Origin of the sequence: Flavobacterium mesophilum (genome assembly GCF_039581405.1) — a bacterium.
GTDB lineage: Bacteria > Bacteroidota > Bacteroidia > Flavobacteriales > Flavobacteriaceae > Flavobacterium.
This window is the reverse complement of record NZ_JBCPXZ010000002.1, coordinates 836599-852296: the sequence shown is the minus strand read 5'-3', so window position 1 is coordinate 852296 and position 15698 is coordinate 836599. Positions and strand designations below refer to the sequence as shown.

Genomic DNA, 15698 nt, shown 5'->3' with positions numbered 1-15698 from the left:
AAATGAGCGAGCCTTTAATGGTTTTAAAAAAACCTTCATACCCTTTAACACAACCGCTTTTAAGTTATTTGGACAGATTCGAACGTATTTCGAAAGTTTCTGTTTTTTATGATGACTTGTTGCGATTTACCGGCTCAATCAATGTTTATGATAAAAATGAAACCGATACTTTGTGGATTCGTGTGTATTATAACGAATTTGAAAGAAATGAAATTGACCTGAATCTGAAGAAAATTTATTCGCTTTTGCACTCTGATGGAAACAGCGAGATTATTCAGTTTCTAAATATTGATGCCATTGATTATTGTACTTTCGGAAATTCAAAACCTTTCAGAATTAAGGTTCGAAATATTCTGAACGACAACTACGTTCATTTTTACATCAAAAAAGCCGATGCGTCGAGAATTTATGGATTGGAATTAGAAGATATTCTTTCGCCAGATAAAATCAACTTTTTGGTGTACAATGATACTTTGATCGAAGAACATATTATCGGAATTCCGGGCGATGTTTTTATGGATACTTTATTAGATAAATGTACCGAAACTGAAAAAGCGCAAATCGCAAAAGAATTTGTAAAGTTTAATGAACGTTGCATGATCCGGCTTTTGGGCGATATGCGCGCGTACAATTATGTAATTGTCCCAATTCACGATTTTGATCAAGTGGTTTACAAAATCCGACCAATTGATTTTGATCAGCAATGTTATGAAGGGAATTTCAAAGTATATCGTCCGCAGTTTTTCAAGGAAAATTATCCAATGATTCAGCTTATAAAAGAGAAATTGGAGGAACGTTCCATCATTCAGTATAAAGATGAAGAAAGAGCGATTTTGGCAAAACGTATTCATTCTGCCGAAACCAGAATCAAAAAATTACTGAATATAATGTGTCATGATACCATTTCGACACAAGAACATCTGGATCAGCTCAAAATGGAATTGTATCGATACACCAACGATATGAAATTTAAAAATGCCAAATCAATGGGACATATCATGCACGCCGCGTTTGAGTTTATTACACGTAATTTTAAAAACACTAATTTGGTTTAAAAATTCACCATATAAGTCATATAAGTAATTTAAGAATTATACTTAATTGAACTTATATGACTTATATGGTTTCAAAAAATAATTTTATGAAAAAGTCTTTTTTAGTAGCCGTTTCTATTGTTTTATTAGCTTGTCAGCAACAGACAAACAATGATTTTAAAACGCTTTATTCGCTTCCGAAGAAATTAAAAGAAGTTTCTGGAATCACTTATTTTCCAGAAACGAATATGATTTATACTTTAGAAGATAGTGGAAACAAAAACGCTATTTATGCGATTGATTCTAAAGGAAAATTAGCCCAAACGATAACAATTTCAAATGTGAAAAATGTAGATTGGGAAGATATTACCAAAGATATATTAGGGAATATTTATATTGGTGATTTCGGAAATAACGATAACACACGTAGAGATTTATGCATTTATAAAGTGGCAAAAAATCAGCTGAATAAAGATGTGGCTTCCGCCGAATATAAAATCTCGTTTTCATATCCAGAACAAACCGAATTTCCTCCGAAGAAAAAAGAACTGTTTTATGATGTTGAAGGCTTTTTTGAGCAAAACGGTTATTTCTATCTTTTTACAAAAAATAGAAGCAAAGGTTTTGACGGAACAGCTTTCATCTACAAAATCAAAAATGCAAAAGGAACGCAAAAAGCAGTTAAAATAGGAGAATTTAAAACGTGTAGCAATTACAATCACTGTGTATTGACAAGTGCCACTATCAGTCCAGACGGAAAAAAAGTAGCCTTGTTAAGCCACGACAAAATTCTTTTATTCAAAGATTTCAAAGGCGATTTATTCCATAAAGGAAAACAAATTGAAGTAGCTTTAAATCATTTTTCTCAAAAAGAAGCAGTAGTTTTCAAAGACAACAACACGCTATTAATCGCCGACGAAAAAGCAGATAAAATAGGAGGAAACGTTTACGAATTTAAATTGAGGAACTAAGATACTTAGGTTCTAAGGGACTAAGGTTTCTGCCAAAAAAGAGGGTTCTGAGATGCTATGACTAAGAAAAAAACTTAGAATCTTAGCATCTCAGAACCTTAGCATCTTTTAAAAACTATATGCCGCTCCAAAAATAACTCTGCCTGGTTCATCAGGAGATTGGAAATAAGATATTCTAGCTGTTACAAGATTAATTGCATTCAGCCACAATCCTCCACCGTAATCTTGGTGCCATTTTCTTGAATTTTCGCCATCAAGCCAAATTCGTCCGTAGTCAAATCCACCTAGAATTCCGTATGTCAAAGGAGCAACAGTTTTATGGATTTTTCCAAGCGTGAAACGCAAATCACTGCTTTGAGAGAAATACGAATTTCCTAGAAAGCGCTCGTTTCTATAACCACGCAAATCAGTATCGCCACCTAAAGATGCACCATGATAAAAATCAAAATTGTTGTTCAAGATCGCTTTTCCTTTGAAAAATGTAGCCAAAACTAATTTTCCGTTGTGATCAATTTTATGCGTAAAACCTAAAATACTTTCCAGTGTTGGGAAATTCTGTTTGGTGTCGCTCAAGTTTGTAGTCCACATTCCCGAAAGCATAAAGTAAATTCCCAAAGTTGGTTTAGCAACAAAATCAGAATTTTTGAATAAATATTTCACCTTCAAACCTCCGTATGTTTGACTGTCAAATACATTTGGGTTTACAATTCCTGGAATATCAATAAAGCGGTTTTCAGTTTCTTCAACTGTTAATTTCTGAAGTATCGGCTGAACGCTGAATTCGCTTCCAAAACGTCCAACATGTCGAATAGCGCCCGAAACATTGAATTTTCGAATACGGACTCTGTTGTAATCCATTCCAAATTCATCGTCATTATTTACTGTTTCATTTCCGTATCCAAAATAGTTCATTGCAAAATTCGGCGTTGTCAATTGAGATTCCACATCAATTACCCATTTCCCTAGTAACCCTGGAAAATGAGCAGCATAATTCAACTCAAAACCTCCTGTTGCAAAATAATAGAAACCGCTTAAAAGATGTCTTTGTGTGTACGGATTTTGCTTAAAGTTGTTTACAGTGTAGTTCAAGTTAAAACCTAATTTTACGCCATCATCAGGATTGTATCCAATGCTTGGCAAACCGGCAATTACATTATATTTTGGTTTTTCGTAATTGTACAGGTTCACATCATAATCATCCGTTAGCTGTGTTTTGGCTTTAGAATCTAGGTTATAGGTGTTTTCTTTTGATTTAAAATCATAAACAATCACTTTTCGCCCGTTTTCAACATTATAAGTATCGTTGTTTTGCCCTCCAATTAAGCGAATTTTAATATTTGATTTATGGTTTCCTTTTACTTCAAAAATATCATTGTCATCAAGTCCGTAAATCCATAAATTAACGGTTTTATCGTTGGTTACAGTTTTGGTGTAAACCAAATCATCACCTTCTTTTTTAACGCGATACACTTGAATTTCAATGCTTTTTTTTGCGTTATGATTGATTACAAATTTGTCTTTTTTATCTGTTCCAGCAATCATTACGGTACGACTCAGCACATCAAAATATTCAGCAGCATATTTTTGAAGATCTCTTTTTCTGCTTTTCAATTTTTGTTTGATATCATCTACAGTTTCGTCCTGCACTTCTTTTGGCATATTTTTAAAGGCGGTATCAATATCTGCATCAGATAAATTCTCTTGAATGTATTTCGCTTGATCGATCCAATCTTTCTCTTCGGCTGTTCTTAAAAATGCCAAATCTAAAGGATAAGGTTCTCTTCCTAGCCATTTCACATTGATCCTGTCGCCTTTATAAGTACGCATATGGCGAAGTGGAGGCATGTTCATAATCAATGAAAGCAAAGCTCCATCATATTTTACAAAAGCTTGATCGCGATCGCGCGGAATTGGTTTGTAAATTATTTTATCGCCTTGTTTGTACTCGCCCCAGCGCCATTGGTCGCTGTGCCTGTCCCAGTCGCCAAGTAAAATGTCAAACAAACGCGCTTTTATATATTCTTTTTCATCAACAGAGTATTTTTCATCTTTATGAAGATTTAGCATCATGTCATCTGTACTGATAATATTTGATGGATGTCCAAAACTCTTAGCGTCCAATTGATTATCAGCTGGTCGTTCTTCAACCATATAAAGCTGATCTCCAAAACCAGCATTAAATTCCTTTAATCCATTTTGTTTCGGAATGTAATATAAAATCGGATTTGTGTGTGCAAGCCCAATTTGGTCAGACATGCTTCCTGTTACAAATGAAGCATAAGGATGAGAGGTCGTGTAAAAATCATATAAAAAGCTTTCGGTGTACGTTTTATCAAAATCGTTTACAATATATTGATCTTTAAAAGCCACGGATTGCAAAAACGTTGTGGCACTTTTTTTCATGGCACGCATAATGTATTCACGACCTTTTGGATCAGACATTCTTAATGAAATCGATTGGTGGCCACCGCCTTCGCGAATAGGTTTCAAACCGCCCATCAAGGTGTCGACAGTTGCAACTCTTGCTTCAATTGGCATACTATAATATTTTCTATAATGCTGTCCGAACAAGAATTTATGAAAGGCACTTTTATCAGTCATGTCTTTCGTGTAAATCGAAGTTGTAATTTTTGAAGGGAAATTATTTGGGATATCAGAACCCCAGTTGATTTCTTTAGCTTTTATTATTTCACGTTCAAAAAGCAGTTTTTCTTTATTGTTTTCATTTCCAAAATATGAAACTTTGGCATCACCACTTTTATATAAAGTCAGTGTTGCGTAACCATTTCCTCCGTATGAAAAATCATTTTCACTGATTGCTCGTGCGGCTTCAGATTTTGAACCAGCACCACTAATAATCTGCTGAATATTTTCTTTGCTGATGTATTGCAAATTATGATCATGGCCAGAAACTACAATTACATTTTTTTGTTTCTGCAAAAGCGTTTTAATTCGTTTTGCATAAATCGTATATTGTTTGTTTTGAATGTCCTGCGGATTTGCGCCTGATGTTTTTCTCAGTAAATTAATGAAAGAGCCAATAACAGGAAGCGGAATTTTGTTCTCTAATGGGAATAATTGTTTTTCCATCGAAAATTGTCCGCCATGCGTTCCGTTGCTTAATAAAGGATGGTGAATTGCAATGATTACTGTTTTTTCCTGATTTTTATTTAAGATGCCTTCCAGAGCGTCAAAAAAATCTTCTCTGGTTTTGATCTCGCAATTGTCATTTATTGTAGGATGATTGTTCCAGTCCTCTAGGAACCATTCGCTATCAATTGTAACTAACGTTGCAGTACTGTCAATTTTCACATCTTCGATCGGGCAGGCTTTTCTTGGCAAGAATGCTTTTTTGTCATTTAGATGTTTGGTTACAAAATCAGCTTGACGTTCTAGGCCTTTGATACCGCTGTACCAATCGTGATTTCCTGGAATAAAAATAGTTTTTCCTTTAAATCCTTCGGCTAATTTTAATTGATTGGTCAGTTTTGTTTCGGCCAAAGCCTTGTCTTCGGCATTTTTATCTGCAGGAAAACCTTTCGGATAAATATTGTCTCCCAGAAATAAAAGTGTTGATTTTTTGCTTGATTTCTTCAGTTTTTGATGCAAAAGTTCCAGTGTTTGCTGGGCTTGCGCTTCATCAGCGTTTCCGGCATCTCCAACCAAATAAAATGTATGTGCAATTTTTATGGTATCGGTCGCGTTTTCCGTTTCATTGGCACTTACGTTTTTTCCGTATTGTGCTTTACGCGTTGCACACGAATAGAATAGGGCTATGGCGATTATTGCCAAAGAAAAGTTTTTAATCTTGGCAATAAAATGATTATCCAAAAACAATTTCATAATTTAGTGGTATAAAAATATTCTTTATGAATCTAATAGAACAATCCGAAGATTTCGTCAGTAATTTACTCAAAGATAAACTTTCTAATTTATATTCTTACCATAATTTTAACCATACTTTGACTGTAGTTACTGCGGTAAAAGAGTTATGCAAAAAAGAAGATGTTGATGACAATGATAAAAGAGCACTTTTAGTTGCGGCATGGTTTCATGATACCGGATATGTTGAAGGTTACGAGAATCATGAAAAGGAAAGTGTAAAAATTGCTGAAACTTTTTTGAAGGAAAAAGGACAATCAGATGAATTTATAGCTAAAGTTGCTAGTTTGATTTTGGCTACGACCAAAGAATATGTGCCACAAACGCATTTGGAAAAAATCATTAAAGATGCTGATTACGCGCATTTAATGGGAACAGAATATGTGACCACCTGCGAATTGCTTCGTTTGGAACTGAAAAATACAGGAATTGTTACATTTTCGAATTCAGAATGGACAAAAGAAAACTTGAATTTCTTGTTGAACAAACATCGTTTTTATACCGATTATGCGTTAAGAAAATGGCAACCTTTAAAAGAAAAAAATCTGATTTTGATTCAGAAGAAAATCAATAAGCAAGAATTGAAAGCGGCTTCGGCAATTGAAGAAGAAAATAAAAAGAAAGAAAAAGCCGAAAAAGCAGATAAGCCAGAACGTGGTATTGATACACTATTTCGTGTAACACTTGGAAATCATACGCGTTTAAGCGGAATCGCTGATAGTAAAGCGAATATTTTGTTGTCAGTAAATGCAATTATTATTTCAATCGCACTTTCATCTATTATTCCAAAATTAGATAGTCCGAAAAATGCACATTTAGTTATTCCAACATTTATAATGCTTATTTCGAGTGTTGTCACAATCATTTTTGCCATTCTTTCAACAAGGCCAAAAGTGACTTCAGGTTTTTTTACGCGTGACGATGTTGAAGCTAAAAAAGTGAATTTGATGTTTTTCGGGAATTTCTACAAAATGCCTTTTGAAGAATACGATTGGGCAATGAATGAAATGATGAAAGACAGAGATTATTTGTATTCGACAATGATCAAAGATTTGTATTACTTAGGATTGGTTTTGCAACGAAAATATAATTTACTTCGAATTGCTTACAATCTTTTCATGATCGGAATTATTATAACAGTGATTTCGTTTGTAATTGCTTTTAGAGAAGTTAATATTTAAAAAAATACAACTGTTGTGAAAGTTAAAAAATGCTTTTTAATTTTATTTAAGTGATATTGCGAGTTTGTATTTTTCAAAACATAAGCAAAACAAAGAGATTACTGAAATGAATATGAAGGTTTAAATATAATAATGGAAAAAGTTGAAATTTACACAAGTAAGAAAAAATCATTTTTACTGTTATTAGCTTGCTTAGTTTTTGTTATTGTCGGATTCTATATGTTTATGAATGCTGAAAATTTTATAGGAAGTAGATCAAGAAGTCCGCTTTTTACAAAAGGCATTGGAATTGTGTCTGTTCTCTTTTTTGGGTTAGGAATATATGTTTCAATTCGGCAATTAATAAGAAATCAATTGGTACTTATAATTGATAAAACAGGAATAAATGTTAATCCAAAAAAATCATTATCAGAAAGAATAGAATGGAAAAACATAAAAGGCTTTTCCGAAATTAAAATTCAAAGAACAAAAATTGTAATAATTAATGTAAATAATTCAGACTATTGGATTAAAAAAGAAGAAAATTTAATTCGAAAAAAATTAATGAAATTTAATGTTAATTATTATGGTTCGCCATTCAATCTGTCAGCAAACTCAATGCAAGTAAGTTATACTGAATTAATGAAAATATTAAATGAAAATTTAGATAAATATAAATAGTAACTCATAGTTGTAACTATAACAGATTTGGAAAATAATCTGAAAAGAAACCGTTTTTATTTGCAGTTATTTGTGAAATTATTAATATTTTTAATGATAAAATACTGTTTGTCAGCGTGTTTGAATGACTTGGCAAAGCATAAAAAAAGCTCAACTGTTTAGTTGAGCTCATCTAATAAATCTTGGTATGTAATTTTTTTCGTTGTTGAACTTGTAGTGTTATTAATCACTTTCACACGAATAGCTCTCAAGCCCGAAACGCCTTGCAAATCTTCTACTTCAAATTGCTCAATGGCTGGTTCAAGCACTTTTTTATGTTGTAAATACTTGATATACTTCAAGTATTCTGTTTCTTCGTTATTTTGAGAATAAACAATTGTGATTTTCTCTTTCTCTGTAATTCGTTCATTTGTTCCTTTAATATGTGATTTGTCAATTCGTTTTTTGACAACCTCATATCTTGCATTATAAGTTCCGTCAACATCAAAACGTTTTTCATCCATTCTGAAACGGATAGAAAGCGGTGCACTGAAAACTAAAATTAAAGACGTAACGTCTAATTCATAAGGAAGCGATTCTTTAAGCTGATGATGCTCTAATTCCATTTCGCATAAAGTCTGTAATTGCCATAATCTTAAATTGTGCAAATACATGATATCGAATGGTTTTGTTGGCGAAATGGAAGCTCCAATATATAAATTGTGTTCTACTCCGTCAGTTTTAAAACGCTCGTAATAATGCGGATAAATTTGTTGTGCATCTAATTGCTTTTTGTCTAAAACCGAAGCCAATTTTTTGTTGATGATAGACATCGCATTATCAAATTTCTTTCTTTCCTGATAAAACAGGCCCGATTTTTCATCCAAGCTTTCAAAATACAAAGCTTCTAATGCTTCATTTTTAGCATTGCCTTTGGTATTTTTTAATATCGGATGAATTTCTTCTTCAATATAACGTTGAATATGTTGTTCAGTATCTGCTTTTAAAGGAAAATCCAATTCGTTTCGGAGTGATTCCAATTCAAATTTTCTTTGTTCCAAAAGTACCAAATTCGTATTTGGTTTTTGGTTGTCAAAAATTTCCAACAAAGCCGTCAATTGATTTTTCAAGTCAATTTTTACGGTTTCGTTTCGATGTTCAGATGAACCCTTGATATCGATTTGTCCGTAAAGTGGATATACATTTTTAAAAACAATTTCTTTAAAAATATAATCTTTTGTATGATTGATATTTTGGAAATAATTCTGTGATTCTTTTCTGAATTTCCAATAAACGCTGGGGTGAATAGTAGTATATTCACGCTGAATAATCGCTTCAATTTGATGTTGCATATCAGTATTGTAGCGATCGATTGTATCGGTTAAATAGGGCAGAATCAATTCTAGTTTCGTTGCGTTAACGCTGTTTAAATCTCTTGGATATTCAGAAACCAATTCTACAACACCCAATAATTGTTCGTCTTTAATAACCGGCGCAAAAACACAGCTTTTGATGCCTTGTCGCAGCAAATGTTCTCCAAGTTTAATGTTTGGAGATTCTTCAATGAATTTTTCGACATTCGAAATCACAAAAGGCTCTTTATTGTTTAAAAGATTTTCAAACGAACAACCGAAAAAAGCATTTTTGCAATCTACTTCCTGATCTGTTTTCAAAAGAAAACTCTGCAACTGATTGTCAAATTTAACAGGACGAATGAATTTTTCCTCTTCAGGATTGTATATAATAAAGCCTACTTTTAAACTCGGAATTTTGAAAATTGATTTAAAAATATTCTCAATGACTTCTGTTGAAGCCACTCTTGTCGATTCCGGTTTTAATAAATTGCTTTTTAAGTTTGAAATGGCACTTTCCGTTGTGGCATCAAACAAAGAAACAATTCCGAAACCTTTTAAAGTCCAGCTTCTCGGAGGAAATTTTGATTTCCACAATTCGATATCATTATAATTGTCAATTAGTTCGTCAATATCGTCTTGTGTCAATTCTAATGCTCTTTCTGTTGGCATGATTTCCATAAAATCAGCATTGTAGAGAATTCGATAATGTTTCTCTATTCCTCTTTCATCTGGGATGTCATAGAAAAAAGGTCTGTTGAAATCAATTTGCTGGTTGTAATAGTAACTCAAAATCAAACAGCAGTTGTTGATATAAAACTGGTGGTCATCAAAATCACGAATTTCCATATAAAATTCATCTCCGGCATTACGCAGAATTTTTTTAAAACGTTCTGTGTAATTGAATGAAATATTTTGAAAAGGAATCGTGATCGCCTTTATTTCGTTTTGCGTCAATGCAGTCGGAAATAAATCGGCAGTTATGTTTTTGATTAAACCTTCATTGTTCTTGATAATATTATAGTCACGAATTCCTGTTCTGAATTCCGGAAAAGCTTCAACTTCTTTTAGAATGGCTTTGGCGTAGTTAGAGCGATAATCGACATCGGATAAAGCAATTTCTTCAAAAGATTCAATTAGTTTATGAAATGAGATTATGGTTTCGAAAGGACTTTCATGTGGTAAAAGACGTTCCATCTATTATTGTTTTAGGAATACAAAATTAAGCAAATATTAAGAAATGACGGCATTTTATAATTTCTTTCGTTTATGGTAGGATAGTTATTTCCTTTATAAATGCGGACTTTCAGAAGTGGATAATAATTTTAACTAAAAATTAACAACAATAATAACGGAACGATCGTTCCGTTATTATATCTTTGTACCATAATAATTGAATAATCAATAACTTAAAAATTAAATAAAATGAAAAATTTAGAAAACAAAGTTGCTATAGTAACAGGTGGAAACAGTGGAATTGGATATGCAGCTGCAGCTGATTTAGTAGCAAAAGGTGCAAAAGTAATTGTAACAGGAAGAAACAAAGAAGCTTTGGCAAATGCAGAAAAAGAATTAAACGTTACTGGAATCGTAGCTGATCAATCAGATTTAAAATCAATTGATAATTTAGTTGCTGAGGTAAAAGCAAAATTCGGAAAAGTTGATATTTTATTCTTGAATGCAGGAATCGCAGCTTTTGCTCCAGTTGATGCAGCTTCAGAAGATCATTATGATAGTATCATGAATGTGAACGTGAAAGGTGTTTATTTTACAGTGCAAAAAGTATTACCAATTTTAAATGACGGTGGTTCTATCATTTTTAATACTTCTGTAAATGCTCATGTTGGAATGCCAAATTCAAGTGTTTACGCCGCAAGTAAAGCAGCAGTGTTATCATTAAACAAAGTATTTGCAACCGAATTAGCACCAAGAAAAATTAGAGTAAATGCGGTTTCTCCTGGACCAGTTGAAACTCCACTTTATGGAAAATTAGGTTTGCAAAAAGAAGAAGTAGAAGGCTTTGGAACTGTTTTAGGTGAAAAGATTTTATTAAAACGTTTTGGTCAATCTGCTGAAATTGCAAAAACAGTTTCGTTCTTAGCCTCAGATGATGCTTCATTCATTACTGGAACTGAAATCGTAGTTGATGGCGGACTTACTGTAAATGCAGTAGTATAATTTTTTTGACCAATTCAGGAACGATTGTTCCGTTTTATTTGTATCTTTGTGTTGAAATTTAATTTTGAATATCATGGCTAGAACGAAAGAATTTAATGAAGATCAAGCTTTAGATAAAGCAATTGAGATTTTTTGGCACAAAGGTTACAACGGAACATCCGCTCAGGATTTGGTGAATCATTTAGGATTAAGCCGTTCGAGTTTGTACGATACTTTTGGCGACAAACAAAAGCTTTTTGTAAAGTCATTGAAAAGGTATCAGAAGCAAAATCATGATGTTTTAATAGAACTTCTAGAAAATGCTCCAAACATAAAAACGGCTTTTACCGATATTTTTAAGCAAGCTGTCGTAGAAAGTCTTCAGGACCGAATTACCAAGGGTTGCTTTATGGTAAACTCGTCAGTTGAATTGGCGATGCACGATCCTGAAATTGCAAAAATTGTTCACGATAATCAGAAAACGGTCGAAGATATTTTTTGCAAAGCCATAAAAAAAGGACAGGATTTAGGACAGATTCCTGATAAGCAAGAAGCGCGATCATTAGCTCGTTTTATCTTCAATAATTATTCAGGAATCCGAGTTTTAGCAAGAGCGGGAGAGCGAGACAAACAAGTTTATGATGATATTTTAAAATCGATTTTCGCTTTGTTTTAGAAAATCGATTGCAATAAAAAGAGGGCAACTACATAAAAGCTGCCCTCTTTATTTGTATTACATATAATGCTTATTGACTAATCTGCAATAGCAAGTACTGGCTCTATTCTAATAAACTCTTTTTTGCCATTTTTCTCCTTAACCAAATAAGTAATTTTGCTACTAAAATACTTTAAAAGTTGATTATTGTTTAATTTTGGCACGTTCGATTTATTGTAGAAGTTAGGCTGTCTTATTGTTTCCTTGAGACAAAGAATTCTTTTAGGTTTTAAGCTATTTACAACTTCAGCTCGTTTAAAATAAAACATTTCTGTATTATCTGTGTCTTTCAAGGAAAAGATTAAATCAGATTCAGATTCAGATTCTTTGATGTAAGATCTATCAAACTTAAAAAAGAGGGTATCCTTTTCCTTTTCTTGTGCTTGTATGTTAATTTCAAACAAAAAGGCCATCAATAGACATAAATATATTTTCATAATTTTTAGTTTCTCCCCGTTTGATTCATACTCTGCAAACCATTTTTTAGCATCAACGATGTTAGCACTTTGAGCAACATCATTATTATCTGCACGCTCATCTTGGGTACATTTCACAAACAAGATGGCGACAAACAAGATTAATAATGAAAATGATAGTTTTGTAATTTTTTTTCATCATTTTTTTTCATCATTTTTTTTTAATTAATAAAATTCTTATATTTTAATAAAACCTAAGGTAAATAATATTATTTTTATTTTAATGCAAAAAGACTAAAAAACATAAATGTCAGTTTTTTTTGTCTGTAAAATTCACACAAAACTATTTTAAAACTTTTACGGAAATTCGTAATATATTTAACCAATAAGATTCAACTTTGAAATACTTTAAGATATGGATCTGAAGAAATCTTTAGTTGAACAGTACATCGAGTAAAAAAAACAAACAGATTACTAGAAGAAAGCAAAAATGAATCTTGGTTAGAACTCATTATTATAAGGTTTTTATTGTGTTTGGTTATTTGCTGTGCGATAGGTTACTCCAACAAATTAATTTAAAATATAATGCAATAAAAAAAACGGCAGTTACAATTATAGCTGCCGTTTTATTTGTTTGTCAAATTTTAAAATGAATAATTAAAACTGTTTTTCTATGGTTGAGTAGTTTTTATTTCCTGTAAGATAGAGAGTCTGTTTCATATTAAGAGAATTAGAAACTTTAATTTCGGTTCTATAATTATCATTATTTAGAAAACTAAAATTTTCTTTTTTTTGATTTTTTAGAATAAAACTTACAGGGTTAGTTTCTGTTCCTGCATTAATTTTTAAAGGAAGTTCGATGTCCCATGGAACATTGTTTTGAATGTTTTTTATATATAAAATTGTTAACGCAGTTCCAGTGTTTTTTAATTGAATTTGCATTTCTTCTTCATTAACAGAAAGTAATTTAGCGTTAATAATTATTCTAAATCTTTCATCGATAGCTGAAATTCGATATAAATTTGCCGTTTTTAAAAGGTTTTTACCATTAAATTTTTGACTTTCTGGTGCTTGATAATCTTTTGCATATGAATTTTTAAGGTCGGATTTTAAAATAGTTACAACTTTTAGCTGCATTTTATTCTTATTATAATAGTCTTCTATTTCTGATGCAGAAGAGCTGACAAACCGACGTGGAATAATACTAAATCTTATTCTGTCAGTGTAGATTTTCTCAACTTTTAAATACATTTCGGCATCTGAACTATAGTCTTTCATATCTTTAAGTGTATAAATCTGATTTATAGTTGCATTTTCAATTTTATAGCCAAAATCAGTTTCGTTAATATATTTTTCAGTTTGATTTGTGCGATTATAATCTTCTACTTTTTCTATCCCAAAATAAATCATAAACCCCAGTAAAATTAAAATACATAAGGTATAAGTATACCAAGGGCTTTTGACTTTTAATTGTCTTTCTTGAATGAGATGATGATACTCATGGGGAAGTTCATATAATTCTCCATCTTTTCTTATTGCCCATATTTTTCCTAATCCAAAAAAAGGAATCCAGTAAATGTGAAAATATTTTTGACGAATTTCTATATGGTAATCATAATCGTCTGGTAGCCCTAATTCTTGGGGATTTATTTCTTTGATTTTAAAATGTTTGTGACCAAAAATTATGCTCATAATAGTGATGATTTGGTTTAGAGTAAATCCTGCCTTAAAAATTAATATGCTAATATATAAAACTAATATCTTAGGCATAAAAAACGGCAGTTACAATTTGTAACTGCCGTTTTCTGTTTTAGTAAGTAAGTAATAGAAAATGAAAACCCTTAGTTTTTCTCTTCTTTGTTGAAGTAAACTAAGTAGTAATACATTTGTTTTTCTTCATCCCAGCCTTTTTCAACAAATTTTTCTGCACTTTCAGGATTAATGAAATCCATTTTAATCTGAATGTGAGTATCCAAATTAATTACGTTTTTAATCGATTTTCTAGCGTCAGAAACTGCTGCGTTGGCAATAGGGAATGAGGTAACATCTTCGATGCTGTATTTTTCTCCTTTATCAACTTTATAGTTTTTAAATTCAGGAATCAAATCAGGATTGTCTAATACTTCATTCAAGAAATTCTGCTCTTCAAACTGATCATTTTTAGCGAAATAATTCACAGATCGGTTCATAAACATTACTTCCTCTTTCTTGTCTTCTGCTGGCAAAACAACGTCTTTTGCGAAGTTTTGACAGAATTTCAAATATTTTTTAGTAATGAAATTTTCATCTTCAAAAGCATCAACAGATAAAAAGTGCTCTAACCAGTAACGCGCGTCGTAACGATTGCTGTCTACAGTTAAGATTTTATATCCTTCTTCTTTTTTAAAGTTGAAAATCAAACATCCCTTATCTAATTTACTCAAGTTGATTCCTTGTTGTAAAATCATTTCAAGGTTACTTCCGTTTTCTTCAAACTGTAAAAAGTCGGCCTGTAATTCGCTTTTAAAAATTCCAATTGCATCAACAACATTGTTATCAATACTTAGGTTTGTCAAATACGTTACATAAACCTCTCCGTTTTTAATGTGAGGGTGATTTGACTGCTCGTATAAATGTTTTGTGATTTTTTTAGAAACCTCGTGAACATTCGCCGGATTATCAAAAATCTCAGTTGCATATTTAAACATGTCGTTGTAATCCAAGTCCACTTCGTGTGCAAACTGATAGTAGTTTTCTTCTTTTTCTCTAAAAGGCTTAAAAAAGAATTCTTTAATCAAAGGAACAATCTCATCATTTAAATTAAATGGCTGCTCTGATAAAAAAATAGCCTCATTACGGCTTTTGTTTCCTACGCGGTGTATCGCCAGCGTATCGATGTGAGTGTTGAATAAATTGATCATTTTTTTCTAGGTGCTGAGGTTCTAAGATGCTAAGGTACTAAGGTTTAGTTCTATCTTTTACTTTTTTTATAAAAGAAACTAACATTCTTTCAACCTCGCGGCTATCCTCGTATAAGTTGTTAAAATCCTCTTCTTTTAAGTAGGATATATTTTTTGCAATTTCTAATTGTGTCTGCATTTCGAATAAAGATCCTACGGAAATGCTTAAAAAGCGTAAAAGATCTTTATCACTTTCTCGTCCAAATCCTTCTGCAATATTACTGGGAATAGAAATCGAACTACGTCTAATTTGTGAAGTCAATCCGAAGATTTCTTCTTTTGGGAATTTGTTTGTTAAGGAATAAATTTTGGTAATCAAGGTCATTGATTTCTGCCAAACCAATAAAGTTCTAAAATTGCTCATTTTGATATTTTTAATTTGAATAAAATTAAAAATAAGAAAAATCTCTCA

The 15698-nt window shown here is 31.9% G+C and carries 12 protein-coding genes; 6 read left to right on the top strand and 6 right to left on the bottom strand.

All coding sequences use genetic code 11. From position 1 onward, the window contains the following. Nucleotides 1–2 precede the first annotated feature (2 nt). Both AAYQ19_RS08120 and AAYQ19_RS08115 read left to right on the top strand, forming a co-directional pair. Nucleotides 3–1055 carry a hypothetical protein gene (locus AAYQ19_RS08120; protein ID WP_343535748.1) on the top strand — a complete coding sequence of 351 codons (1053 nt, stop codon included), beginning with the start codon at nt 3–5 and terminating at the stop codon, nt 1053–1055. An 86-nt stretch (nt 1056–1141) separates the two neighbouring features. After that, nucleotides 1142–2005 (top strand): YjiK family protein, encoded by an 864-nt coding sequence (locus AAYQ19_RS08115; protein WP_343535747.1) that lies wholly within the window; start codon nt 1142–1144, stop codon nt 2003–2005. Nucleotides 2006–2113: 108 nt separating this feature from the next. Here the strand turns inward: AAYQ19_RS08115 and AAYQ19_RS08110 are convergent, their stop codons facing one another. Next, entirely contained in the window at nt 2114–5848 is a 3735-nt protein-coding gene (locus AAYQ19_RS08110) for a metallophosphoesterase (RefSeq protein ID WP_343535746.1), read from the bottom strand. 26 nt (nt 5849–5874) lie between these two features. Between AAYQ19_RS08110 and AAYQ19_RS08105 the strand changes: the two genes are divergently transcribed. Both AAYQ19_RS08105 and AAYQ19_RS08100 read left to right on the top strand, forming a co-directional pair. Continuing rightward, the gene (locus tag AAYQ19_RS08105; protein ID WP_343535745.1) at nt 5875–7068 is read left to right on the top strand and encodes a Pycsar system effector family protein; all 1194 of its coding nucleotides are present in this window, start codon (nt 5875–5877) and stop codon (nt 7066–7068) included. 132 nt (nt 7069–7200) lie between these two features. Next, nucleotides 7201–7728, top strand: coding sequence for an STM3941 family protein (locus AAYQ19_RS08100; protein WP_343535744.1), 528 nt, complete (start codon nt 7201–7203; stop codon nt 7726–7728). 158 nt (nt 7729–7886) lie between these two features. Here the strand turns inward: AAYQ19_RS08100 and AAYQ19_RS08095 are convergent, their stop codons facing one another. Then, nucleotides 7887–10256 carry a GAF domain-containing protein gene (locus tag AAYQ19_RS08095; RefSeq protein WP_343535743.1) on the bottom strand — a complete coding sequence of 790 codons (2370 nt, stop codon included), beginning with the start codon at nt 10254–10256 and terminating at the stop codon, nt 7887–7889. A gap of 228 nt (nt 10257–10484) precedes the next feature. Here AAYQ19_RS08095 and AAYQ19_RS08090 point away from each other — a divergent pair, with 228 nt between their 5' ends. Both AAYQ19_RS08090 and AAYQ19_RS08085 read left to right on the top strand, forming a co-directional pair. Next, nucleotides 10485–11237 (top strand): glucose 1-dehydrogenase, encoded by a 753-nt coding sequence (locus AAYQ19_RS08090; RefSeq protein ID WP_343535742.1) that lies wholly within the window; start codon nt 10485–10487, stop codon nt 11235–11237. A 73-nt stretch (nt 11238–11310) separates the two neighbouring features. After that, the gene (locus AAYQ19_RS08085) at nt 11311–11892 is read left to right on the top strand and encodes a TetR/AcrR family transcriptional regulator (protein ID WP_343535741.1); all 582 of its coding nucleotides are present in this window, start codon (nt 11311–11313) and stop codon (nt 11890–11892) included. Between the two features lie 77 nt (nt 11893–11969). Here AAYQ19_RS08085 and AAYQ19_RS08080 read toward each other — a convergent pair whose 3' ends face one another. The 4 genes from AAYQ19_RS08080 to AAYQ19_RS08065 form a co-directional block, all read right to left on the bottom strand. Continuing rightward, nucleotides 11970–12506 carry a hypothetical protein gene (locus AAYQ19_RS08080; protein WP_343535740.1) on the bottom strand — a complete coding sequence of 179 codons (537 nt, stop codon included), beginning with the start codon at nt 12504–12506 and terminating at the stop codon, nt 11970–11972. Between the two features lie 498 nt (nt 12507–13004). Then, nucleotides 13005–14039, bottom strand: a complete 1035-nt coding sequence (locus AAYQ19_RS08075; RefSeq protein WP_343535739.1) for a hypothetical protein — start codon at nt 14037–14039, stop codon at nt 13005–13007. A 149-nt stretch (nt 14040–14188) separates the two neighbouring features. Then, nucleotides 14189–15247 (bottom strand): nucleoid-associated protein, encoded by a 1059-nt coding sequence (locus AAYQ19_RS08070; RefSeq protein ID WP_343535738.1) that lies wholly within the window; start codon nt 15245–15247, stop codon nt 14189–14191. 37 nt (nt 15248–15284) lie between these two features. Then, complete coding sequence (locus AAYQ19_RS08065) at nt 15285–15650, bottom strand: four helix bundle protein (RefSeq protein WP_343535737.1); 366 nt, start codon at nt 15648–15650, stop codon at nt 15285–15287. Nucleotides 15651–15698 lie beyond the last annotated feature (48 nt).